General features: G+C 57.0%; 23 protein-coding genes and 1 pseudogene. 14 read left to right on the plus strand and 10 right to left on the minus strand.

Going from position 1 to position 24,196, the window contains the following annotated elements; genetic code table 11:
* The first annotated feature begins 144 nt into the window (after positions 1-144).
* The 3 genes from ABLV78_RS22005 (at position 145) to yjiA (ending at position 3,576) form a co-directional block, all read left to right on the plus strand.
* Complete coding sequence (locus ABLV78_RS22005; RefSeq protein WP_045395482.1) at positions 145-2,295, plus strand: carbon starvation CstA family protein; 2,151 nt, start codon at positions 145-147, stop codon at positions 2,293-2,295.
* Between the two features lie 109 nt (positions 2,296-2,404).
* Positions 2,405-2,608: a YbdD/YjiX family protein gene (locus tag ABLV78_RS22010; RefSeq protein WP_002887451.1), complete on the plus strand. Its 204-nt coding sequence runs from the start codon at positions 2,405-2,407 to the stop codon at positions 2,606-2,608.
* 11 nt (positions 2,609-2,619) lie between these two features.
* A complete protein-coding gene (gene yjiA, locus ABLV78_RS22015) occupies positions 2,620-3,576 on the plus strand; it encodes a GTPase (RefSeq protein ID WP_047043840.1) in 957 nt (318 codons plus the stop codon).
* A gap of 57 nt (positions 3,577-3,633) precedes the next feature.
* Here yjiA and ABLV78_RS22020 read toward each other — a convergent pair whose 3' ends face one another.
* Both ABLV78_RS22020 and ABLV78_RS22025 read right to left on the minus strand, forming a co-directional pair.
* Positions 3,634-5,004 (minus strand): NAD-dependent succinate-semialdehyde dehydrogenase, encoded by a 1,371-nt coding sequence (locus ABLV78_RS22020; protein WP_047043838.1) that lies wholly within the window; start codon positions 5,002-5,004, stop codon positions 3,634-3,636.
* A 167-nt stretch (positions 5,005-5,171) separates the two neighbouring features.
* Positions 5,172-6,122 (minus strand): Rpn family recombination-promoting nuclease/putative transposase, encoded by a 951-nt coding sequence (locus tag ABLV78_RS22025; protein ID WP_047043836.1) that lies wholly within the window; start codon positions 6,120-6,122, stop codon positions 5,172-5,174.
* A gap of 205 nt (positions 6,123-6,327) precedes the next feature.
* Between ABLV78_RS22025 and ABLV78_RS22030 the strand changes: the two genes are divergently transcribed.
* The 6 genes and pseudogenes from ABLV78_RS22030 to ABLV78_RS22055 all read left to right on the plus strand — a co-directional run.
* Positions 6,328-7,620, plus strand: coding sequence for a DUF445 domain-containing protein (locus tag ABLV78_RS22030; protein ID WP_165430622.1), 1,293 nt, complete (start codon positions 6,328-6,330; stop codon positions 7,618-7,620).
* 56 nt (positions 7,621-7,676) lie between these two features.
* Positions 7,677-8,921: a multidrug efflux MFS transporter MdtM gene (gene mdtM, locus ABLV78_RS22035; protein WP_047043834.1), complete on the plus strand. Its 1,245-nt coding sequence runs from the start codon at positions 7,677-7,679 to the stop codon at positions 8,919-8,921.
* A 24-nt stretch (positions 8,922-8,945) separates the two neighbouring features.
* Positions 8,946-9,185: a DUF2164 domain-containing protein gene (locus ABLV78_RS22040; RefSeq protein ID WP_045395479.1), complete on the plus strand. Its 240-nt coding sequence runs from the start codon at positions 8,946-8,948 to the stop codon at positions 9,183-9,185.
* A gap of 97 nt (positions 9,186-9,282) precedes the next feature.
* Positions 9,283-10,434 carry a double-cubane-cluster-containing anaerobic reductase gene (locus ABLV78_RS22045; protein WP_047043832.1) on the plus strand — a complete coding sequence of 384 codons (1,152 nt, stop codon included), beginning with the start codon at positions 9,283-9,285 and terminating at the stop codon, positions 10,432-10,434.
* Between the two features lie 9 nt (positions 10,435-10,443).
* Positions 10,444-11,211: a putative 2-hydroxyacyl-CoA dehydratase activator YjiL gene (gene yjiL, locus ABLV78_RS22050; RefSeq protein WP_047043830.1), complete on the plus strand. Its 768-nt coding sequence runs from the start codon at positions 10,444-10,446 to the stop codon at positions 11,209-11,211.
* Positions 11,208-11,447 (plus strand): annotated as a pseudogene (locus ABLV78_RS22055) (putative Se/S carrier protein); the annotation flags it as partial. The gene yjiL and the pseudogene ABLV78_RS22055, both read left to right, overlap by 4 nt.
* A 145-nt stretch (positions 11,448-11,592) precedes the next feature.
* Here the strand turns inward: ABLV78_RS22055 and ABLV78_RS22060 are convergent.
* The 3 genes from ABLV78_RS22060 to ABLV78_RS22070 are packed head-to-tail and all read right to left on the minus strand — an operon-like array spanning position 11,593 to position 13,860.
* Positions 11,593-12,696, minus strand: a complete 1,104-nt coding sequence (locus ABLV78_RS22060) for a M20 peptidase aminoacylase family protein (protein ID WP_047043829.1) — start codon at positions 12,694-12,696, stop codon at positions 11,593-11,595.
* A 20-nt stretch (positions 12,697-12,716) separates the two neighbouring features.
* Complete coding sequence (locus tag ABLV78_RS22065; RefSeq protein WP_015704275.1) at positions 12,717-13,184, minus strand: YjiG family protein; 468 nt, start codon at positions 13,182-13,184, stop codon at positions 12,717-12,719.
* A complete protein-coding gene (locus ABLV78_RS22070; RefSeq protein ID WP_032713230.1) occupies positions 13,177-13,860 on the minus strand; it encodes a nucleoside recognition domain-containing protein in 684 nt (227 codons plus the stop codon). Before ABLV78_RS22070 ends, ABLV78_RS22065 begins: the two co-directional genes overlap by 8 nt.
* A gap of 361 nt (positions 13,861-14,221) precedes the next feature.
* Here ABLV78_RS22070 and ABLV78_RS22075 point away from each other — a divergent pair, with 361 nt between their 5' ends.
* Positions 14,222-15,136, plus strand: coding sequence for a LysR family transcriptional regulator (locus ABLV78_RS22075; RefSeq protein WP_047043827.1), 915 nt, complete (start codon positions 14,222-14,224; stop codon positions 15,134-15,136).
* A gap of 2 nt (positions 15,137-15,138) precedes the next feature.
* On the opposite strand, the gene ABLV78_RS22080 is transcribed toward ABLV78_RS22075, so the two are convergent.
* The 4 genes from ABLV78_RS22080 to ABLV78_RS22095 form a co-directional block, all read right to left on the minus strand.
* Positions 15,139-16,203, minus strand: a complete 1,065-nt coding sequence (locus tag ABLV78_RS22080; protein WP_047043826.1) for a DUF2955 domain-containing protein — start codon at positions 16,201-16,203, stop codon at positions 15,139-15,141.
* Positions 16,193-17,260, minus strand: coding sequence for an HlyD family secretion protein (locus tag ABLV78_RS22085; RefSeq protein WP_047043825.1), 1,068 nt, complete (start codon positions 17,258-17,260; stop codon positions 16,193-16,195). Before ABLV78_RS22085 ends, ABLV78_RS22080 begins: the two co-directional genes overlap by 11 nt.
* Before the next feature lie 6 nt (positions 17,261-17,266).
* Positions 17,267-17,731: a MarR family winged helix-turn-helix transcriptional regulator gene (locus ABLV78_RS22090; protein WP_045395468.1), complete on the minus strand. Its 465-nt coding sequence runs from the start codon at positions 17,729-17,731 to the stop codon at positions 17,267-17,269.
* A 148-nt stretch (positions 17,732-17,879) separates the two neighbouring features.
* Entirely contained in the window at positions 17,880-18,044 is a 165-nt protein-coding gene (locus tag ABLV78_RS22095; protein ID WP_064571553.1) for a DUF1127 domain-containing protein, read from the minus strand.
* A gap of 177 nt (positions 18,045-18,221) precedes the next feature.
* On the opposite strand from ABLV78_RS22095, the gene ABLV78_RS22100 reads away from it, so the two are divergent.
* On the plus strand, positions 18,222-19,634 hold the full coding sequence (locus ABLV78_RS22100) for an aminotransferase-like domain-containing protein (RefSeq protein WP_045395466.1): 1,413 nt from the start codon (positions 18,222-18,224) through the stop codon (positions 19,632-19,634).
* A gap of 99 nt (positions 19,635-19,733) precedes the next feature.
* On the opposite strand, the gene fosA is transcribed toward ABLV78_RS22100, so the two are convergent.
* Positions 19,734-20,153 (minus strand): FosA5 family fosfomycin resistance glutathione transferase, encoded by a 420-nt coding sequence (gene fosA, locus ABLV78_RS22105; protein ID WP_047043824.1) that lies wholly within the window; start codon positions 20,151-20,153, stop codon positions 19,734-19,736.
* Positions 20,154-20,332: 179 nt separating this feature from the next.
* On the opposite strand from fosA, the gene dagR reads away from it, so the two are divergent.
* From dagR to ABLV78_RS22120, 3 genes are all read left to right on the plus strand, one after another.
* Positions 20,333-23,134 (plus strand): transcriptional regulator DagR, encoded by a 2,802-nt coding sequence (gene dagR, locus ABLV78_RS22110; protein ID WP_348865195.1) that lies wholly within the window; start codon positions 20,333-20,335, stop codon positions 23,132-23,134.
* A 119-nt stretch (positions 23,135-23,253) separates the two neighbouring features.
* Entirely contained in the window at positions 23,254-23,682 is a 429-nt protein-coding gene (locus tag ABLV78_RS22115; protein WP_015368461.1) for a PTS sugar transporter subunit IIA, read from the plus strand.
* Between the two features lie 10 nt (positions 23,683-23,692).
* Positions 23,693-24,178, plus strand: coding sequence for a PTS sugar transporter subunit IIB (locus ABLV78_RS22120; protein ID WP_015368462.1), 486 nt, complete (start codon positions 23,693-23,695; stop codon positions 24,176-24,178).
* The last annotated feature ends 18 nt before the right edge of the window (positions 24,179-24,196 follow it).

Genomic DNA, 24,196 nt, shown 5'->3' on the forward strand with positions numbered 1-24,196 from the left:
ACCACTCACTCATTTACCCAACTTTACGCGCGCGCAGTTCTGGCAAGATCGACGCTAGCCTAGCTAATCAATACCTCCACCAACCCAAACACAAAACCAGACGGCTTCGGCCAATTATTAATCTAATTAACGCCAGGTTTTACTATGGATACCAAAAAACTACTCAAGCACATACCCTGGGTGATTCTTGGAATCATCGGGGCATTTTGCCTCTCAGTCGTCGCGTTGCGCCGCGGTGAGCACGTCAGTGCGCTGTGGATCGTCGTCGCGTCGGTTTCCGTGTACCTCGTCGCCTACCGTTATTACAGCCTGTATATCGCGCAGAAGGTGATGAAGCTTGACCCAACGCGCGCGACGCCGGCGGTCATTAATAACGATGGCCTGAACTACGTGCCGACCAACCGCTACGTGCTGTTCGGCCACCACTTCGCCGCTATTGCCGGCGCCGGCCCGCTGGTCGGCCCGGTACTGGCCGCGCAGATGGGCTATCTGCCGGGCACCCTCTGGCTGCTGGCCGGCGTGGTGCTGGCGGGCGCGGTACAGGACTTCATGGTGCTGTTTATCTCCTCGCGGCGCAACGGCGCCTCGCTGGGCGAGATGATTAAACAGGAGATGGGGCCGGTACCGGGGTCTATCGCCCTGTTCGGCTGCTTCCTGATTATGATCATCATCCTCGCGGTGCTGGCGCTCATCGTGGTGAAAGCGCTGGCGGAGAGCCCGTGGGGCGTCTTTACCGTCTGCTCGACGGTGCCTATCGCGCTGTTTATGGGTATTTATATGCGCTTCCTGCGCCCTGGCCGCGTCGGTGAAGTCTCGGTTATCGGTATCGTGCTGCTGGTGGCGTCTATCTGGTTTGGCGGCATCATTGCTCACGACCCGTACTGGGGCCCGGCGCTGACCTTTAAAGACACCACCATCACCTTTACCCTGATTGGCTACGCGTTTATCTCCGCGCTGCTGCCGGTATGGCTGATTCTGGCGCCGCGTGACTATCTGGCCACCTTCCTGAAAATCGGCGTGATCGTCGGCCTGGCGCTGGGGATCGTTATCCTCAACCCGGACCTGAAAATGCCGGCAGTGACCCAGTACATTGATGGTACCGGCCCGCTGTGGAAAGGCGCGCTGTTCCCGTTCCTGTTTATCACCATCGCCTGCGGCGCGGTCTCCGGCTTCCACGCGCTGATCGCCTCCGGTACCACGCCGAAGCTGCTGGCCAACGAAACCGACGCCCGCTTTATCGGCTACGGCGCGATGCTGATGGAGTCGTTCGTCGCCATCATGGCGCTGGTCGCGGCATCAATTATCGAACCGGGTCTCTACTTCGCGATGAATACCCCGCCGGCGGGCCTTGGCATCGTCATGCCGAACCTGCACGAAATGGGCGGTGAAAACGCGGCGATGATCGCTGCGCAGCTGAAAGAAGTGACCGTCCACGCGGCGGCGACCGTCAGCTCCTGGGGCTTCGTAATTTCACCTGAGCAGATCCTGCAGACGGCGAAAGATATCGGCGAACCTTCAGTACTGAACCGCGCCGGCGGCGCGCCGACGCTGGCCGTCGGTATCGCTCACGTGTTCCACAAAATCATCCCGATGGCGGATATGGGCTTCTGGTACCACTTCGGTATCCTGTTTGAAGCGCTGTTTATCCTCACCGCGCTGGATGCCGGTACCCGCGCAGGCCGCTTTATGCTGCAGGATCTGTTGGGTAACTTCGTGCCGTTCCTGAAAAAAACCGACTCGCTGGTCGCCGGTATTATCGGTACCGCGGGCTGCGTCGGCCTGTGGGGTTACCTGCTGTATCAGGGCGTGGTCGACCCACTGGGAGGCGTGAAGAGCCTGTGGCCGCTGTTCGGTATTTCTAACCAGATGCTGGCCGCGGTGGCGCTGGTGCTAGGCACGGTGGTGCTGATCAAAATGCAGCGCACCAAATATATCTGGGTTACCGTTATTCCGGCTGCGTGGCTGCTGCTGTGCACCACCTGGGCGCTGGGTCTGAAACTGTTCAGCACCAACCCGCAGATGGAAGGCTTCTTCTTTATGGCTCAGCAGTATAAAGAGAAGATTGCCGCCGGCGGCGAGCTGACCGCGCAGCAGGTCGCTAACATGAACCATATCGTGGTTAACAACTACACCAACGCCGGCCTGAGCATCCTGTTCCTGGTGGTGGTGTACAGCATCATCTTCTACGGCATCAAAACCTGGCTCAATGTCCGCAACAATAAGGTGCGCACCGACAAAGAGACTCCGTACGTGCCGGTACCGGAAGGCGGCGTGAAAACTTCGTCACATCATTAACCCTGATGCCGGATAGCGCTACGCTTATCCGGCCTACCAAAAGCGCATTAACGTAGGCCGGATATGGCGCTAGCCGCCATCCGGCTTTATTCGTTATCTGGAACTCACAATGTTTGGTAACTTAGGTCAGGCAAAAAAATATCTCGGTCAGGCGGCAAAAATGCTGATCGGCATTCCGGATTACGACAACTACGTCACCCATATGCAAACCAACCATCCGGATCAGCCGTACATGACTTATGAAGAATTCTTCCGCGAACGCCAGCAGGCCCGCTACGGCGGCGACGGCAAAGGCGGCGTACGCTGCTGTTAATGGAGGCAATAATGGCACCGATTGCAGTCACCCTACTCACCGGTTTTCTCGGCGCGGGAAAAACCACCCTGCTGCGCCACATCCTTAATGAGCAGCACGGTTTCAAAATCGCCGTGATTGAAAATGAATTTGGCGAAGTGTCCGTTGACGACCAGCTGATCGGCGATCGCGCCACGCAGATTAAAACCCTGACCAACGGCTGTATTTGCTGTACGCGCTCCAACGAACTGGAGAATGCCCTGCTCGATCTGCTCGACAGCCGCGATCGCGGCGAGATTGCCTTCGACCGACTGGTGATTGAGTGCACCGGCATGGCCGACCCGGGGCCGATTATCCAGACCTTTTTCTCCCACGAGGTGCTTTGCGAACGCTATCTGCTGGACGGCGTGATCGCCCTGGTCGACGCCGTCCATGCCGACCAGCAGATGGATCAGTTCACCATTGCCCAGTCGCAGGTCGGCTACGCGGACCGGATTCTGTTAACCAAAACCGATGTCGCCGGCGACACCGAAAAGCTGCGCGAACGGCTGGCGCGCATCAACGCGCGGGCGCCAATTTATACCGTCATCCACGGCGATATCGATTTAAGCCTGCTCTTTAATACCAGCGGTTTTATGCTGGAAGAGAAGGTTGTCAGCGCCACACCGCGCTTTCACTTCGTGGCGGAAAAACAGAACGACGTCTCGTCGATTGTGGTCGAGCTCGACTATCCGGTGGATATCAGTGAAGTGTCACGGGTGATGGAAAACCTGCTGCTCTCCTTCGCCGAGCAACTGATGCGCTATAAGGGCATGCTGTGGATCGATGGCGAGCCAAATCGCCTGCTGTTCCAGGGCGTGCAGCGCCTCTACAGCGCCGACTGGGATCGCCCGTGGGGCGATGAAACGCCGCACAGCACGCTGGTGTTTATCGGCATTCAGCTGCCGGAAGAGGAAATCCGCGCCGCGTTTGCCGGGCTACTCAAATAGCCGCGGCAAAAAGGTTACCCTCTCCCGATGGGAGAGGGATATTGCGCGCAGGGTGGTTTAGCGGCGAACGACCACCAGCTTCTGATTCACAAACTCTTTGATACCGAGGTCGGAGAGCTCGCGGCCAAAGCCGGATCGCTTCACGCCGCCAAAAGGCAGCTCCGGCGCGGTATCCGTTAACCAGTTGATATAGACCATGCCGGTTTCAATCCCCGAAGCCATGCGCTTCGCCCGCTCAATGTCCTGACTGAACACCGCGCCGCCCAGGCCGTAGTGAGAGTCGTTGGCGAGCGCAATCGCCTCATCATCGTCTTTCACCACGTAAATCTGCGCCACCGGGCCAAAGAACTCCTCGAAGTACGCCGGGTTATCACGGGTAATTCCCGTCAGAATGGTGGGTTCATAGAAGTTGCCTTCGCCCGAAACCGGCTTGCCGCCAAGGTGTAATTTGGCCCCATGCTTCACCGCCTCGTCGACCTGCTTGCTTAAGGTTTCCAGCGCATCTTTCGAGGAAAGTGGGCCAAGCGTAGTGCTTTCATCCAGCGGATCGCCGATCTTCACCTGGCGGAAGGCATCGCTAAATTTGGTCAGGAACGACTCGGCGATCTTTTCATGCAAAATAAAGCGCTTGGCGGCGGTGCAAACCTGCCCGGCGTTGTTCAGCCGCGCCTGTATGCCAATTTTCACCGCGCGTTCCAGGTCGGCATCGTCGAGCACTACAAACACATCGTTGCCACCCAGCTCCAGCGTCGCTTTCTTGATATGTTTCGCCGCCTGCGCCGCTACGATGCCGCCCGCTTTTTCCGAACCGGTCAGCGCCACGCCCTGCACCCGATCGTCGGCGATGATTTTCGCCACCTGATCCTGGGAGATAAACAAATTGGTCCACGCCCCTTCCGGCGCGCCAGCCTCGCGCACCAGATGCGCGAAGGTCTCAGCGCAATGCGGAACGATGCTGGCATGTTTGGCAATCACCGGGTTACCGGCCGCCAGATTTGGCGCCAGCACGCGCATTAACTGGTAATAGGGGAAGTTCCACGGCTCCACCGCCATTAAGACGCCGATGGGATGATGCTCAACCCAGGCTTCGCCAGACTCGGAGGGATACTTCACCGGCGCCAGGAACCGTTCGGCGTTGTCGGCGTAATAGCGGGCGATCTGCGCGCAGAGTTTGACCTCGCCGCGGCTCTGTTTAATGAGCTTGCCCATCTCCTGGCTGGCGATTTTCGCCAGCTCCTCCGCCCGGCTGTCGATAAGATCGGCAAGCTTATGCAACACCGGCAGACGCTGCGCAATATCGCCTTTCGCCCACGCAGAATGATAAAGCGCATTGGCCTGTTTTAGCGCCGCCTCCACGTCCGCATCGCTGTGTGCGGGATAGCTCTTAATTAGCTGGTTATTCGCAGGATTCACTGTCTGATAAGCCATATCGCATGTCTCCTTGTTATCGCTATTAACGCAGTCAAAAATGCCACTAAGGATATTAAGGGTAGTCGAGATAGCTGACGATGCGGGTAAAGTTAGGTATATCCGGAATATTCCATGAGGGTGGATAGCAGGGACGTCCCTGGGGGCGCCCCGGCATAACGGCATCATTAATGTGATAACGTGGCTATTTCTTCGGCGGCCAGACCGGTGATCTTCAGTACGGTTTCAGGTGCAATACCGTCGGCAAGCATCATCATCGCAATTCGCTGCGCTTCGGCGTGCTGCCCTTCTTGTCTACCTTCTTGTCTACCTTCTTGCCATCCTTCAAGCCGCCCTTCACGTTTGCCTTTTCTGCGGCCAACTTCCTGTAATTTTTCGGCGATGGTCATCAATCTCTCCCTATGCTGAGGAACCCGATGCGCGACTTCGCGAATAAACCGGCCGAAGCGGCGCACGTTGCCAGTTTGCAGCAAATAATTAAATAGCGTTTTTAGCTGCCTGTCATTAGCGTAACCGCTAAGTAAAATTGACGTTAGCTGCTCGACGATGCCCATTAAATCACGCTGACGAATATGTTTTTGCATAAGTTCTAATAGCGCCACGCGTCGATGTCCCACAATTTCATCGTCCGGGATAACGGTGATATCTACCAGCGGAAAGGGTGACGAATAAAGCGCCCTCGCCAGCTGCGGGTCAGCAAACCTATCGAGCCAATTAAGCGACCCGGGATACGGAGACACGCAGCCATGGTAGAACAGCATCGGCACCACCAGCGGCAAGGTATTATGGCCGCCGTCGAGATGACGTTGCATAGCGGCAATAGCATAGCGCATCAGGCGAAACGCCATCTGCGCATCGGGTGAACTCTGATGCTCGATAACCACGTAGATGTAGCCCTCGCCAGAAGTCGTTTTTACCGACCACAGCACATCCGAATACCAGGCTCGCAGATTCTCTTCGATAAAACTACCTGATTCCAGCTGTAGCGAATTGAGATCGCAAATCTGACGCAGCAAGGGCGGTAGGTGGATCGACAAAAAATCACGCGCGGTATCAGTGTGCGTGAGAAATTTTTTGAAAACCGCATCATGCGGCGTAGACGTTGTGGACTTTTCCATGTGTTCGCCCCTGCCAGCCAATTCTGCTGCGACTTTACGCTGCTGGTTTTCCTCAGACACCTGGCAAAAAGCGTTTTCACGAGCCGTGCCGAAAGCTAATTTCTGCGTGCTGCAATCGTTATCTAATCCTGGCAGCCCACTCGCAAATTGACCCGCAGGCACAGGAAGTGCTGCCAATTTTTGCATGACCTCGCCGTCAGGTTATATGCTTAAACCTATGGAAAAACTCGCTGAATTAAAACGCGCCAAACTGCTGGCGCTGTCGCTGCTGCTCATTGCGGCGGCGCTGTTTATCACTACGCTGCTGCTACCGCCGACGCCGTGGGTCAGCGCGCTAAAGGCTATTTCCGAAGCGGCGATGGTCGGGGCGCTGGCCGACTGGTTTGCGGTGGTGGCCCTGTTTCGCCGCATTCCGCTGCCGTTTGTCGCCCGCCATACGGCGATCATCCCGCGTAATAAAGACCGGATCGCCGATAATCTTGGCCATTTCGTGCAGGAGAAGTTTCTTGATACCCCATCTCTGGTGGCGCTGATCCGCCGCTATGAACCGGCCCTGATGCTCGGCAACTGGTTCAGCCAGCCCGAAAACGCCCGCCGTGTGGGTCAACATCTGCTACAGGTGATGAGCGGTTTTCTCGAGCTCACCGATGACACCCGTATTCAGCGTCTGCTGCGGCGCGCGGTGCACAAGGCTATCGATAAGGTCGACCTGACGCAGACCAGCGCCATGATGCTGGAGGGGCTAACCCGCGATAACCGTCATCAAAAGCTGTTGGATTCACTAATAAGCCAGCTGATCGCCCTGCTACAGCGTGACAGCTCACGCGCCTTTATCGCCCGCGGTATCGTGCACTGGCTGGAGACCGAACATCCGCTGAAGGCCAAACTGTTACCCACCGAGTGGCTTGGCGAGCACAGCGCCGAAATGGTGACTGACGCGGTGAATACGCTGCTCGATGAGGTCACTCAGGACCGCACGCACCAGATTCGTCAGGCCTTCGACCGCGCGGCGCAGAAGCTAATCGACAATCTGAAATCCGACCCGCAAATGGCGCAAAAAGCCGATAACATCAAAGCGTATCTGAAAAACGATGAGACCTTTAATCGCTATCTCGGCGAGGTGTGGGCGGATCTGCGCGGCTGGGTGAAAAACGATATCAGCAGTGACGATTCGCGCATCAAGCAGCGGATCGCCGAGGCCGGTCAGTGGTTCGGCGAAACGCTGGTGCGCGACGACGCGCTGCGTGAATCGCTGAATGAGCATCTGGAGCAGGCGGCGCATCGGGTGGCACCGGAATTCTCCGCTTTCCTCACTCGCCATATCAGCGATACGGTCAAAAGCTGGGACGCGCGCGATATGTCGCGACAGATCGAGCTCAACATCGGCAAGGATCTGCAGTTTATTCGCATCAACGGCACGCTGGTCGGCGGCACTATCGGCCTCGGCCTGTGGCTGTTATCGCAAATTCCGGCGCTGCTGCATCTGCATATCGGCTGACAATGGTAGCATCATAACCATTCGAACGATGAATACCCGACGGCAAGGAGAAGGTTATGTCATGGATTTCGCGATTGAGCGCCCGCTACAGCGCATCGCTGTTCTTTCCGATGGCGCTGATCCTGTATGACTTTTCCGCCTACCTGACCACCGATCTCATCCAGCCGGGGATCCTGCACGTAGTACGGGATTTTAACGCCGATGTGGCGCTGGCTCCGGCCTCGGTGAGCCTGTATATGGCCGGTGGGATGGCGCTACAGTGGCTGCTGGGACCGCTTTCCGATCGTATTGGCCGCCGACCGGTACTGCTGAGCGGCGCGCTGATTTTTACCCTCGCCTGCTTCGCCACCCTGTGGACGACCTCAATGACCCAGTTCCTGATTGCCCGCTTTGTGCAGGGCACCAGTATCTGTTTTATCGCCACCGTCGGCTACGTCACCGTGCAGGAGGCCTTTGACGAAAAGCGGTCAATCAAGCTGATGGCGGTGATTACCTCCATCGTGCTGGTGGCGCCGATCGTCGGCCCGCTTTCCGGCGCGGCGTTGATGCATTTTATCCACTGGAAAGCGCTGTTTGGCATTATCGCCGCGATGGGGCTGGTGGCCTGGCTGGGTTTACTGTTTAACATGCCGGAGACGGTGCGTCGCGGCGACGTGCCGTTTAGCCCGCTCGGCGTGATGTGCGATTTTCGCGACGTCTTCCGCAACCGCATCTTTTTACTCGGCGCCGCCACGCTGGCGCTGAGCTATATTCCGCTGATGAGTTGGGTGGCAGTATCGCCGGTGATTTTAATGGACGCCGGCGGGCTCACCTCCAGCGAGTTTGCCTGGAGCCAGGTGCCGGTCTTCAGCGCGGTGATTATCGCTAACCTGTCGGTGGCGCGCTGGGTGAAAGACCCGACTCGCCCGCGCTTTGTGTTAAGCGCCGTGCCCATCCAGATGGTTGGCCTGGCGATCCTGATTATCGGTAATCTGACGTGGCCGCACGTCTGGCTGTGGTCGGTGCTCGGCACCTGCTTCTACGCCTTCGGCATCGGGCTGATTTTCCCGACGCTGTTCCGTTTTACCCTTTTTTCCAACGACTTGCCGAAAGGGACCGTTTCCGCCTCGCTGAATATCGTGATCCTTAGCGTCAGCGCATTGTCGATTGAAGGCGCGCGCTGGTTATGGTTCCATGGCGGCAGATTGCCGTTCCACCTGCTGGCGGTAGCCGCCGGGATCGTCGCCGCCTGCTGTCTGGCGGGGTTACTCCGTAATTTGCGCCAGCGTTCAGAGGCGGTCATCGAAGCCCGGCAATCCTGAATAACCCACAGAGAATAACCACGCATGAGCGATATTGAACTCAGCCCGGCGCAGCGCGATCTGCTACGCGAGCGGCTAAGCAAGTACTGCGAAGAGACCTTTAACCTGGAGCTGGAACAGTTCGACGCCGAGTTTTTTGTCGACTTTATCGCCACAGAGCTGGGGCCTTTGTTCTACAACGCCGGTATTGAGGAAGCCATCCGCACCCATCTGGCATGGAGCGAGCGCATTCAGGAAGAGATGGATTTGAAGAAGGTCTATTAACGCCGTCAGGATGGGCGGGAGATCAATAAACACGCACAAATAACAAGGTTATAATGGCGACTCTTTCATCATCTCCCGTGTACGGGGAAGGAAAATCATGTCGCTCATCACCGATCTACCCGCCCTCTTCGATCAATTCTCAGAAGCTCGCCAGAAAGGCTTTCTCAGCGTAATGGAACTCAAAGAGCAGAACGTGCCGCTGGTCGGTACCTACTGCACTTTTATGCCCCAGGAGATAGCCATGGCGGCGGGCGCCGTGGTCGTCTCACTGTGTTCCACTTCTGATGAAACCATCGAAGAGGCGGAGAAAGACCTGCCGCGCAATCTCTGCCCGCTGATTAAAAGCAGCTACGGCTTTGGCAAAACCGATAAATGCCCCTACTTTTATTTCTCCGATCTGGTGGTCGGCGAAACCACCTGCGACGGCAAAAAGAAGATGTACGAGTACATGGCCGAATTCAAGGCGGTACACGTAATGCAACTACCGAACAGCGCCAGCGACGCCGCCTCCCGCGCGTTGTGGAAAGCGGAAATCAAACGCCTGCAGCAGGTCGTTGAAACCCGGTTCGCCACGCCCATTAGCGAAGCGGCGTTGCGTGAAGCCATCGTACTGAAAAATCGCGAACGCCGGGCGCTGGCCAACTTCTATCGCCTCGGGCAACTCAATCCGCCGGCGCTTAGCGGCAGCGATATTCTAAAGGTGGTTTATGGCGCCACCTTCCGCTTCGACAAAAGCGCGCTGATTGACGAACTGAACGCGATGGCGGAACGTATCCATCAGCAATGGCAAGGAGGCCAACGGCTGGCGTCTCGTCCGCGTATTCTGATCACCGGCTGCCCGATCGGCGGCGCGGCGGAAAAAGTCGTCCGCGCTATCGAAGAAAACGGCGGCTGGGTGGTGGGCTACGAGAACTGTACCGGCGCGAAGGCCACCGAACGCTGCGTAGCGGAAGATGGCGACGTCTACGATGCCTTAACCGATAAATATCTCGCCATCGGCTGCTCCTGTATTTCACCTAACGACCAGCGCCTGCAATTGCTAAGTCAGATGGTTGAGGAGTATCAGGCCGACGGCGTGGTCGATGTGATTCTGCAGGCTTGCCATACCTACGCCGTGGAATCGCTGGCGATCAAGCGTCACGTGCGCCAGCGGCACGACATTCCTTATATCGCGATTGAAACCGACTATTCGACGGCGGATCTCGGCCAGCTCAGCACCCGCGTCGCCGCCTTTATTGAAATGCTATAAGGAGCAAGCGTGATCTACTCGGTAGGTATTGATTCCGGCTCCACCGCTACCAAAGGTATCCTGCTGGCAGACGGCGCCATCGTGCGCCGTTTCCTCGGCCCGACGCCCTTTCGCCCAGCCGATGCCATTCACGAGGCCTGGGAGACGCTGCGCGCGGGCCTCGCGGCAACGCCTTTTTTAACCCTCACCGGCTATGGTCGCCAGTTGGTCGATTTCGCCGATAAACAAGTCACCGAGATTTCCTGTCACGGGCTCGGCGCGCGTCTGCTGGCGCCGAAAACCCGCACGGTAATTGATATCGGCGGCCAGGACAGCAAAGTCATTCAACTGGATGCGCAGGGCAATCTCAGCGACTTTCTGATGAATGACAAATGCGCCGCTGGTACCGGGCGCTTTCTGGAAGTGATTTCACGGACCCTCGGCGCCAGCGTCGAACAGCTTGACGCCATTACCGAAGGTGTAGAACCGCACGCCATCACCAGCATGTGTACGGTTTTTGCCGAATCGGAAGTCATCAGCCTGCGTTCCGCGGGGGTTGCCCCGGAGGCGATTCTGGCCGGGGTGATCAACGCCATGGCGCGGCGCAGCGCGAACTTTATTGGTCGTTTATCGGCGCAAGGACCGCTGCTGTTCACCGGCGGCGTCAGCCACTGCGCCGCCTTCGCCCGCATGCTGGAGACGCATCTCAGCATGCCGGTCGCGACCCATCCCGACGCCCAATTTGCCGGGGCGATCGGCGCGGCGCTGATCGGCCAGCGCCAGCGGAGGCGCGGATGAGCAAATATCTATTCTTATTCCATTCAACAGTGGGCGTCGTGCGGATGCGCAAAGCCCTGCAGGCGGCAGGGATAACCTTCGAGGTAAAGGATATTCCCCGCCAGCTGCGCAGCGGCTGCGGCCTGTGCATTTACCTGAGCTGCATGCCGGGCGATGAGCAACGATGGGTTATACCCGGCGAAACGGCAGCCCTGTTTCGCGTCGCTGGAAATGACTATCACCTGTTGGCGACCTATGCGCACCGCGGTAGCCCGGATGAGGCGTTAGCCGACATCCGGGACTCTTCCCCGCTAGCGCTTACGCGTACCGGGGCTACCGACAAAATGCCCAACCGTAGCTCGGGTAAGGCGTAAGCGCTACCGGGGGGCTGGCAGCTTAGCCTCAGCCCAACAGCTGGCGAACGCAGGATTTGAATACCCGCACGCCATCTGCCAGCGCGGCGCGATCGAAATGCATCTCCGGATGATGCAGGCCCGGCTGCAGGTTGCAGCCCAGCCCCCAGAAGCCGCCTTTCACCGCCGGGCGCAAACGCAGGTAGTGAAAAAAGTCCTCGCTACCCGGCGTACTCTTCGCGGCCGTTAAGCCCGCCTCGCCAAAGGTTTCGCGAATTGCCTGGCTCACGATAGCCGTGGCGTCTTCATCGATAATCGCCGCCGGCATCTCTTTGACGATCCGGATATCCGCACTGGCGCCATATGCTGCGGCGCTGCTCTCAATCGCTCTCACCACCCGCTCTTTGAGCGTCGCCATGCCGTCATTTTCCTCACAGCGTAGATCCCAACAGACGTGCGCGTTCTCCGGCACAGAATTGGTGACGCCCGCATCGCAAAGAAAACGCGTCGCTTTCGCACTCCAGGTGAGTGAAGGCGCCAGATGGATGCCATTCACCGCCTGTACCGCATGCGAAGCGGCATCCAACGCGTTTATGCCCAGATGGGGGCGAGCGGCGTGGGCGGCTTTGCCGTGGAAATCAACCATCACCGTCGCGGAGGCGGAGTAGTACATCGCCGGAACGGCCTTACCCATCGGACACTCTTCCAGTGGCCGGAGGTGGAAGCCAAATAACATTTCCACGTCATCCAGTACCCCGGCCTCCGTTAACGCAATCGCCCCCGTACCCAGCTCTTCGGCAGGCTGAAATAACACTTTTAACTTGCCACGTTTTACCAGCCTCTCGGCGAGGATCTCTTCAGCGGCGGTTAATACCACCGAGGAGTGACCATCATGGCCGCAGGTATGGCGGGCCTCTAAGCGCCCATCGATAATATGGCCCAGCGCATCCATATCTGCCCGCAGCGCCACCACAGGCCCTGGTTCGCCGCTATCGATTTCGGCGACAATCCCGGTGGTCCCGCCAACATGGCGGTGAACTCTGAATCCCGCCGCTTCTAAGATATCGCCGATGTAAGCCGAAGTTTTGTACTCCTCAAAGCCCAGCTCAGGAATTTGATGCAGATAATTGAAATGTTCTAACGTTCGCGACACGACTGACTCCTTGCCTTTTATTATGCAATCACGCGCATGACCAACATGGCGATGACGGCGTTGATAATGCTCACCGCCATCAGCAGCGGCCAATACTTTTTCGGTACATCCGCCACCCCAAGCAGCCGCCCCATATACTGTAGCTGCGATCCCATCAGAAAGATCGCCGGGATCAGGATGGTGATGTCCGCCACGTTGAGGGTGCCTTTACTCAACAGGCTGACAGCAACTCCGGTCCCCGCCGAGGCGGAAAGCCAGGAGGTCAGCAACACGGTAATCGCTTCGCCCGGCAGGCCAAACAGCCCCATCAGCGGCGCGCACAGCTGGCCGATTAACTGCATCACCCCGAGCAAATTAAGCATTTCGGCAATCACATACGCCATTAATACATTCGGCATCAGGTTATTGATGGCGATATTAAATCCTTTACGTGCGCCGATAACAAAAATATCAAACGGGTTACTGGCGACTTTTGGCGAATTATTCATTATCAAAGTCCCCTTTGTAAGCGGTATTTAAAACCAAACGGGTGATTGCCGCACCAACGAATTTCAGGACAAACATTAAAAGCAGCGGAATAATAATAGGAATGGTTAATGATGCAAAAAGCGCTGAACCAATTGAGAAATAGTTATTAATCAGACCGGCGCCGGAATATTGCCATGCCCCCATGATCACCACATCTTTACGACTGATTTTTTTACTGTCATACAGTTCTTTGGTCAACGCGGCGCCGGCATCGGTGCTTTGTAGATCGGTAATCAGCGCCAAACCGGTATAACCCGGAATCCCCAGTAACGGACGTAATAGCGGCGTCAACAGTTTATGCGCCGCGCGTATTGCGCCATAGTGGGTAAAAATTTCCAACAAACCCAGCGCCAACATCACCGTTGGAACCAGCGATAGCGCAAACAGGAAACCGGCCTTAGCGCTGATGCCGCCGCTACCGATGAAAGTGTTGGTTTCCGGGGTCTTCATCGTGCCAAACGCGCCCCCCAGGGTGGTGAAGTCAAAGGCCCCCAGCCAGGCCATTCCTTCCACTTTAAAAAGCAACCCGGAGAACACTAATAACACCACGACCAGCGAGACCCATGCTCCCGGCCCAACCCGCCACTCATTTGTCGCGTCGTTGGAGGAACGTTCCAACGTTTTATTTTCACTCATACCCTATCCTCACATCATGAAATATCTGTTCAGTTGTTTGCAATTTGGCAGCTTTTTAATGTATTGCTTTTGGCATTTATGATGTTGACGCAAGACAGCCTGAAATAAATAAGCGACGTTCCTTTTTTCCGAAAATTCACCAGGAAGCATGCTCCTTACTTATTTATCTTTTTTGTGGTATATCGATATCTTATTTTTGGTAACCACCGCGACCACGGCCTTATTAACATGATGGTTTACCCCCGCATTTTCTCCTTTTCTATTTTCTTCCTGAATAATGATTATCTATAACTAGCCGGGATGATAAATGCCTGGTAAAGGGTGTTATTGTTGACCTGAGGTCAACAAAGGAGAGTGAAAGATGTTGCATGAACGGCCCATGAGCTATCTGTATGAAGTCGGTATTCAAGGAGGTATTAGACGGGCAGCCGATATTCTGGGGATCAATCCGTCGGTTATCAGCCGGCAGATAGCGCAGCTGGAGCGAACGCTGGAACTGCCCTTACTTGAGCGACAGGGGCGAAATGTAGCGCTCACCGAAGCCGGGCGCCTGCTGGCGGAGGATTACTACGAAAGCCGTCAGCGACGGGAAAAACTGGAAAGCCAACTAAAAGATTTACGTCACATGCGTGGCGGCACCATCTCTGTCAGGATCGGCGGGGGGCTGGTCGCCACTTTTATCGAGTCGGTCATGAGCACCTTTGCGCAGTCGTGGCCAAACGTGTTCGTTGATATTAGCGTTGGCAATATGCAGGAGATGCTTAACGATATCGCCAACGGCGAAGCGGATATGGCGGTCGCCTTCGGCCCCATCGGCAACCCGGAACTTAAACGGCATAGCTTCCAGTGGGGGCCCATTTGCGCAGTGGTCGCTGCACAGCATCCCATCGCGCGGCAGCCGACGGTGACCATCGATGAACTGACGCAATATCGCCTGATCGCGCTAACAGATAACTTTGGCCTGCAGCGCCATATGAACGCCATGTTTAAAACGGCCGGACGGCAGTTCCACCCGGCCTACCGCTGCAACCTCTTCTCCACCGCCATGAGCCTGAGCCAGGCGGGTCTGGGGATCTCTTTTATGACTGAGTTTGCCGCTCGGGAAGCGATAGCCCACGGTATTTTGCGGGCTATTCCCATCGCTCATCCCATTGCCAGCAGCGCCCAATGTCACTTGCTACGCAACTCAAATCGTCGCTTTTCCCCCGCCGCGCACCATATGTGGCGGTTGCTCCATAACGCCTTTCGCGACGCGCAGCAGGGCCTGACGATGTGACGTCATTCACTCACTACAAAACGCGTCGGCGCGAAGCAGTTCAGCACCCGATGGACCAGAAATACCATGGTCAGCGTCGCCACCAGCGAGACCGTGACCGAAGTAATACGGTACAGGTCGCTGAACACCAGATCCTGATTCGGATGCAGGTTCTGGCCAAACATAATACCGATAGTAGTAATGCTGGCGAAACCCACGCCCGCGCCCACTTTTTCCATCACGTGCAGGCGGGCGCTAAAGGCCAGACCAAGACCAATCAGCGGCATCATCAGGATCATGTGGTTGCTGAAATCATAGATAATCAGCTGCACCACCAGAATGTACAGACAAGCCAGCACGACCCCCGCCACACGCCAGATCGAGCTGATCACCGCGCCGCGATAGTGCATCGGAAACAGGATCAGCACCCCGGCCATCAGCGCCGATAGCGAATCGCTCAGATCGCAGATCTGAAAGATCACAAAGATAATGGTCGCGACCGTGCCGGAAAGCAGCGATTCATGGCGGATCCGTGCGGCGTCTTTCTCTATGCGCGGCGGCGGCTTACGCGGTTCGACATCCGGGATCAGGTAATGGAGCAATGCGCTCAGCGCCACCGCCATCACGCAGGCCTCCATATTGGAGAACATCAGCGTGTGCCAGTTGCTGGAGGGATAGCTCATAAAATTGAGCATCGTGCTCTGGCACACCACGCCCATCGACCCCAGCAAGAACAGCGGCCCCTGGCTCATAAAGCGAAAGCGCATCACATACAGGCCGAACACAACTAACGTCATAATCACCGGCCACTGCGACAGATAGCCAACGATGAGCACCATTTCGACGCAATTCACCGCCGCGCTGAACACAAACTGTCGGGCGACGTGACGGTTAAACACCGGCACCAGCGACATCAGCATCAGTGGATAAACGACGAAAAACACGCCGTACTGCACGTCGTAGAAGGTCGAAATACTCAGCGCGATGGTCCCGGCGACGGCAATGCGTACCGTCTGACGAAAATCATTGGCCGTGTAGACGATATTGCCGTGCGGGGTAAAGACGTGCGCCAGGGTGTTAATAGACATAGTGCAACCAGCTCACCAGGTGGATCTGCAGGCCGGCAAAGGTGCGGGCGAAGGGGCCGTCGCTATTGTACAACTGCACCGTAGCGCGAGCGCCGGTCGGCAGCGGCTTATCCAGCGGTTGATCCAGCGCGACGTGGATCCGCATGCGCTGGGCATCGCGCACCCAGCGGGTGGACTGCTCAGGCTGCGACAGTTGGCCATTCACCGCTTCCTGACCGGCAAGAATACCGGCGTCGCTGCTGGTCACGTGCGCCGGGAAGACTTTACCCGGCAGGGCATCGAACACTACCGCCGCATCGGTATTCACCGCCGTGTGGCGCAGGCTTTTTTCACGGAAGTCGGCGACGATATCGGTGTTGTTGTTAACCAGCGCCAGCACGGCGGTGGCGGCGGTGGCGTAAATTCCCGGATTAAGCTGCAGGTTGCTGACCATACCGTCGGTCTCGGCGCGAACCTGGGTCCAGCCGAGATTGAGCTGCGCCTCTTCCAGCGCGTTGCGGTATTTCTGCAGCGTTACGTTGCGCTTATCGTCGCGCTCACCGCGCTGGATCAACAGGTTCTGAATTTGCGCATTCAGGGCGCTGACCGATTGTTCGCTGGTCTGCCATGTCGTGCGCACCTTATCGAGATCCGATTGCGACACGTTTTGCATGGTGCTCAGGCGCTGGTAGCGGTCGAGGGTGACTTTGTCATTACGCGCGGTATATTGCGCGGTGCGCAGGTTGGCGCGAGCGGCGGCGATTTGCGCATCCAGCTGCTGGTTGCTCAGTTTGGCCTGTTCAAGGGCGATTTGCGCCGCTTCAACTTTATTAATGAATGGCGTGGGATCGAGCTCATACAGCAGCTCGCCCTTTTTCACCTGGCTATTGTTATGCACGTAGACGTGCGAGACGTAGCCGGAGACCCGCGACGAGACCGGAGTCACCACGCGCATCACGGTGGAGTCCGGGGTCAACGGGATCCAGATATCGGCAACGATAAACCAGGCGAATATCACCAGGAAAGCGGCAATACTTACCCTTACCCAGCGGGCAAATTTTTGTTCTGGCGTCATCATAGTGTTTTAGATCTTGTTATCTTCTTCGCGGATAATCCGCAAGTTGCAGGCGATTTGATTTAACGTGGCGCTGAAGGTGTCGAGGTCCGCATCGGGGATGGTTTCCGTCACGCGCCGTTGATAGGTTTCAATCACGCGGTTCAGCTTTTCCAGGACTGTACGGCCTTCTACCGTCAGCGTAAGCAGACGAATGCGCTTGTCGTATGGCGATGTTGAGCGCAGTAGATACCCCTGCTTTTCCAGCTGCGTGAGAGTGCGCATCAGCGGCGGCAGTTCAATACCCTGCACTTCCGCCAGTTCGCTTACCGAGACGTTGCACCCCAGCTGATGCAGCTGCATCAGCACCGTCCAGCTTGACTGGGTCAGGCCGGTATCGGTAATGGCGCTGTCGATAATCGCGCGCCACTGGCGCACCACCATCGCCATGCGCATCCCCATCGGGCGGCGGGCAAACAGTTCGTCTTCGGTCATGTTACTTTCCTCACTTAGCTGTGGGGAAAATAATACTTATCATGGTAAGTATCAAGAAACGATGGGAGTAGAAGCATCAATTGATAAATTTTGTGAATGTAATTCCCCGGTAGCGCTGACGCTTACCGGGGCTACAAAAAAGCACTTTTTAATTGATCTGATCCCGGCGCAACCCGACATCTTTCAGCTGTTCGTCGCTCATTCGCTGCAATACTTTGCGCGTTTGCCCACGAAGCCACCATTTTCTAATTGCTCGCGCCAGAAATACCCAGCCGATAAACGGCTGTTTTGCCCGATTCTCGTGAAATTCCATCCTCTACCTCCTCGCCTTGCCAGAGGCTTTATCTTCACGGATCCGGGCCTGAACAATACAGATTCACAAAACACTTTTCTTTAACATACAGATTGGCTAAAACGTACACCATGCCCCATTTTTGACCGCCATCTGTACTGGTTTATCTATCTGTATGGCAATTACTAAGGATACAGCATGACCCGTTATCAACATCTGGCCAGTCTGCTGGCAGAACGTATCGAACAAGGGCTGTATCGCCAGGGCGAAAAGTTGCCGTCGGTGCGCAGCCTGAGCCAGGAGCATGGCGTCAGCATCAGTACCGTTCAGCAGGCCTACCAGACGCTGGAACAGCAACAGCTGATCGTGCCGCAGCCGCGCTCCGGCTATTTCGTCGCCCCGCGTAAAGCTCAAGCGCCGGTACCGACGATGTCGCGCCCGGTGCAGCGCCCGGTGGAGATCACCCAGTGGGACCAGGTGTTGACCATGCTCGATGCGCGCAATGATAAATCGATCATTACCTTCGGCGGCGGTTCGCCGGACGTCACCCAGCCGAGCCTTAAGCCTATCTGGCGCGAACTGAGCCGGGCAATTCAGCATAACCTCAGCGAAGTGCTCAACTACGACGAGCTGGCCGGGCGTCGCGAACTGCGCGAACAGATCGCCCGCCTGATGCTCGACGGCGGATCGGTCGTCACCGCCGACGATCTGCTGATCACCAGCGGCTGCCACAGCGCATTATCGCTGGCGCTGCTGTCGGTGTGCCACCCCGGCGATATCGTCGCTGTCGAATCCCCCTGCTACTACGGCACCATGCAGATACTTCGCGGCCTGGGGCTGAAAGCCATTGAGATCCCAACCGATCCGGAATCCGGGATCAGCATCGAGGCCTTAGAGCTGGCGCTGGATCAGTGGCCAATTAAAGGGGTGATCCTGGTGCCTAATTGCAACAATCCGCTGGGATACATCATGCCTGACGCGCGCAAACGCGCGGTGCTGTCCCTTGCCCAGCGCCACGATATCGTGATTTTCGAAGATGATATTTACGGCGAGCTGGCGACGGAATACCCGCGCCCGCGTACGATTCATTCATGGGATATCGACGGTCGGGTGATACTTTGCAGCTCGTTTACCAAGACCATCGCCCCCGGCCTGCGCATCGGCTGGATTGCCCCCGGGCGCTACTACGATCGTCTGCTGCAGATGAAGTACGCCGCCAGCGGCACTAACGTCCCTTCAACCCAACTGGCGGCCTGTAACTTTATTCGCGAAGGCCATTACCACCGCCACGTGCGGCGGATGCGGCAGATCTATCAGCGTAATATGGAGATCTACACCTGCTGGCTGCGGGAGTTTTTCCCCTGCGGCATCTGCGTCACCCGGCCAAAAGGCGGCTTTATGCTGTGGGTCGAGCTGCCGGAACAGGTGGATATGGTCTGCGTCGCCAAGCAGCTGTGTCGACTGAAGATCCAGGTCGCGCCGGGATCGCTGTTTTCGGCATCGGGGAAATATCGTAACTGCTTAAGGATCAACTGCGCCCTGCCGCCGATCGAGAAGCATAAAGAGGTGATGGTGAAGCTGGGGGAAGCGGTGAAGGTGGCGATGGAGTGAGGCTTTGTCTGTTATCCCCGTAGCGCTGACGCTGACCGGGGCTACAGGGCCGGTAGCCCGGAAAAGGCGCGGCATGCGCCGCCTCCGGGAGACTCTCCATCACTCGTCAAAAAACACCATCCCCTTATACGGCTGCTCGCGACAGGCGGCCAGGCGCTGGGCGAGGCTGCCAACATGTAGCTCCAGCTTGTGGCCGTCAGGGTCGAGGAAATAGTACGACTCGCCTTCGCTACGGTTTAGTTTCCATACCGCTACGCCAGCGACCTCAAGGCGGGCGGCAAAACTGGCGAAATCCGCCTCGCTGATGCTAAACGCATAATGGGTGTAGTCGCTCTCCTCCGGCGGAGTGACGCGCCGCTGCGGATCCAGCGACAGGCACAGCCACAGATCGCCGCAGGAAAGATACGCGCCGCTATCCCAGCGCGCGTGCAGCGTCATGCCAAGTAGCTGATGATAAAACGCCACGCTCGGCGCCAGCTGGCTGACCGCCAGGGTCAGATGATTTAATCCGCTCAACATATCTGTTCCTCCGGTGAGATGCGCTAACCATATCCAATCCCACCCTAAACCACCATTGTGGCAGTGAAAGGACACTCTGTAGATATCGTTAAGACCGCCAACTTCGCCCCCGGTCTCTTTCTGACGCCGCGTAATAGTGTATGTTCTCAACTATCGACATTGAACAACCCGGTAACGAGATGAGACGTATTGAGATAGTACTGCGGGAGCTGGAGAGGCTGAGCCAGGCCGTGACGCTGGAGGATTTAGCCAGGGGCTCGAACGCCTTCACCGCAGAGCAAATCGGCTTTAACCTCGGGCTGGCGCGCAACTCGGTGAGTAAAGATCTCAATCAGCTGTGGAGCGACGGGCTGGTGATTAAAACGCGCGGCCGCCCGGTGTTCTTTTTACATCGCCGGACGACGGAAACGCTGCTCGACCGTACGCTGACGGAAAGCGAACGCGAGCCGGCAACGCTCGCCGATCTCCTGCCGCAGCCGCAAGATCACAATGAGGCTGTCGATCCGTTCGCCATGCTGATCGGCCACGATCGCAGCCTGCACGATGCCGTGGAAAAAGGGAAAGCCGCGGTATTGTATCCCCACGGGCTGCACGTCCTGCTGACCGGCCCTTCCGGCGTGGGTAAAACCTTTTTTGCCGAACTGATGCACCGCTACGCCTGCGAGCATGGCGGTGAAAAACGGCCGCCGCTGGTCTACTTCAACTGCGCTGAATACGCCAACAACCCGGAGCTGCTGTCATCGCATCTCTTTGGCCACCGTCAGGGCGCCTTTACCGGGGCGATGGAAAACAAAAGCGGGCTAATCGAACAGGCCGACGGCGGCTATCTGCTGCTGGATGAAGTGCATCGCCTGCCCTATGAAGGGCAGGAAAAGCTCTTTTCGCTGCTGGATAAAGGCGAATATCGCCCGCTCGGCGCCAGTGGTCCGGCGCGCAATATCGCCGTCCGTCTGATCTGCGCCACCACCGAGCCCATCAGTTCATCGCTATTACGCACCTTCCAGCGGCGTATTCAGGTCGCTATCGATTTACCCGGCATCCGCCAGCGTTCAGTTGAAGAGCAGATCGAACTGATCATCGGTTTTTTACAACGCGAAAGTCGCAAAATCGAGCGCACGGTGAGTATCGATAAAACCTTGCTGCTGTGGCTGCTGAACAAGCCGCTGGAAGGCAACATCGGCCAGCTTAAAAGCGACATCCAGTTCTTGTGCGCCCAGGCATGGGCGTCGGGAATGGCGGCTAATAACGAGATACTGCTGCTGGACAGCAAACTGGCGGACGGCCCGATCAATGCCACGCCGGAGCAACGACAGCTGGTCGATGCGCTGTTTAACGGCCGTCCCCTGCTGAACATCGATGCCCGTACTCTTCCGCAGTTGAAAAGTTCGGCGGCCGATGACAGCGTCGAGGAGAGCGATCTGTTCTACAGCTTCCTGACCCGCGAATACGTTAACCTGCGCAATAGCAACGTGCCGCCCGCCGAGACGCTGGCGATTCTTAAAAATAAGCTCAGCTCGATTTTTGAATATGGCCTCTACAGCCGCGATAACGCCAGCCACGCGCCACGCTATGGCGATCGGATTGAGGAGCGCGTGACCCTGCTTATCGGCTACGTTGAGCAGGTACTCGGCTTCGCCCTGCCGGAAAACCTGGTCAACCCGCTGCGTAAACACTTTCTCGCTCTCATCAGCTACGTACAACGCGGCCTGATCCCGCAGTTATACTCTTCGAGCCTGATCCTCGATCGCTGCAAAGATGAATACGATAACGCCACTCTGTTATGCAAGAAGATCAACGATCTGCTGCATATCCAGTGTCCAGCCACCGAGGTGGTCTGGCTATGCCTGTTCCTCAAAGAGTGCCGCCATTACCGCCAGCGCATCACCGCCAGCCCGGACTGCGGGGCGATCCTCATTGCCCATGGCGCCACCACGGCCACCAGCATGGCGCAGTACGTCAATCGGGTGCTGGAACGCGAATTGTTCAACGCTATCGACATGCCGTTCGAACAATCGGTGCACGATACGCTGGAAAAGCTGATCCAGTTGATCCACAGCAAACGCTGGCAGCGGCTGATCCTGATGGTCGACATCGGATCGCTGGTCCATTTCGGCAGCACCATCAGCAAACTGTTCCAGATCGATGTCCTGCTGATGCCGAATATCACCCTGACCAGCCTGCTGGAGATCGGTCTCGATCTCAGCTACGAAACCGGCGACCTGCCGCAGTTGGCAGCCTTAATGCAGGAAAAAGGCATCGCCAGCCAGCTGTGCACGCCGCAGCAGGAGAACGCCGGCAAGGTGCTGGTTATCTCCTGCATTACCGGCATGGGCACGGCGGAAAAAATCAAAAAGGTGCTGGAGGAGAGCTTTGGCGAGCTGATGTCGCAGGATACCCGGATGGTGATCCTCGATTACAACGAAGTTCGCAGCCCGGAGCGCCTACAGCAGGCAATCAGGGCGCATGAACGGCTGGCGGGTATTGTCGGGACATTCCAGCCGGGGCTGCCCGATATCCCGTTTATCTCGCTGGAGGAGCTGTTTTCCGAGCAGGGGCCGGAGCTGGTGCTCAGCCTGCTGACCCCGGATTTATCCAGCAGCGAGCGCCGTCTGGAGATGGAGCGCAGCGCTTCACGGTTTATCTGCGCCCTGACCATGGAAAGCATTATCAACCATATTTCGGTGCTCAATCCGCAGCGCATATTAAAAGAAATGGAAGGGATCCTGAACCAGCTCAGGAGCTCGCTGGACATTACGCCTAACCGCCAGGTGACACTACGATTCCTGATCCACTGCTGCTGTATGGTCGAGCGTATCGTGATTAACCGTAAACCGTTACAGATGGCGCTGGAAACGCGGCCGGATATGGACGCTCAGGCGTTTAGTGTCATCAAATCGGCTTTCCATCCGGTTGAAGAGGCCTACGCCATCCGTTTATCCGATGCCGAGTACATTTATATCTACGAATTATTATTTAGTTAACGCCTGTTCTGGCGCGGCTTTGCGGCCCGCCAGCCTTGTCCTCTTCGGTAGATGACACAAATTGTGGCACGCGCTTTGCTCTTATTAGTGCGTCAACGATTCGGCGCCAGGAGGCCACTTTGTCATCCACTGAACCTACCACCCAGTTACCCCAAATTCTGCTGCTGACGCACGGCGGCTGGGGCACGCAACTTTGCGACAGTCTGCGCATGGTGACCGGCGAAATCGCCGGCGTCAGCGAAATCGCGCTTATGCCTGTCGATACCCTCGGCGAGTTTTATCAGCGCGTCGAAGCGGCCGTGCAGGCGATGCCGGCAGGCTCGCTGATTTTGACCGATTTTCTCGGCGGCACTACCTCCAACGTCGCCGCGCGCTTGAGCGCGGATTACCCCATCGCCGTCGTCTGCGGGCTCAACGCCTCGCTGCTGCTGGAGGCGTTGGATCTGCGCGAGCAGGGCCCGCTCACCGGCTGCGTTAATGCGCTGGTCGAAGCAGGACGCAGCAGCTGCCGCGACGTTGTCGCCCACGTGAACCAGTTAACCTCTTAAGGAGCCCATCATGGCAAAAATCGTTTTATGTCGTATCGATAGCCGTCTGATCCACGGTCAGGTCGTCACCAAATGGGTCGGCCAGTCGCAGGCCAATCGTATCGCCGTGGTCAGCGACGAGCTGGATGCCGATCCGTTTATGAAAAATATCTATTTAATGGCCGCGCCGCCGAACATCAAAGTCGACTGTTACGGCAACGCCAGCTTCGCCGCCGCCTGGAAAGAGAATCAGCTCGGCGATGGCAATGTGCTGGTGCTATTCCCGTCGCTATCAGCCGTTCAGGAAGCCGTCCAGTTGGGCTTTGACGTGCAGACGATTCAGGTTGGCGGGCTGGGCGGCGGGCCGAACCGCAAGGCCGTATTCCAGAACATCACCCTTGATGAAAAAGATGTCGGCATCCTCGGCGCTCTGAAGGATAGCGGCATTCAGGTGTTCTTTCAGACCATCCCGGAAGATAAACCACAGTCACTGGACGACATCCTGAAAAAATTCTAACCAGTTGATAAAAAGGTA

Origin of the sequence: Klebsiella sp. CN_Kp075, from assembly GCF_040065055.2 — a bacterium.
Classification (GTDB): domain Bacteria; phylum Pseudomonadota; class Gammaproteobacteria; order Enterobacterales; family Enterobacteriaceae; genus Klebsiella; species Klebsiella aerogenes.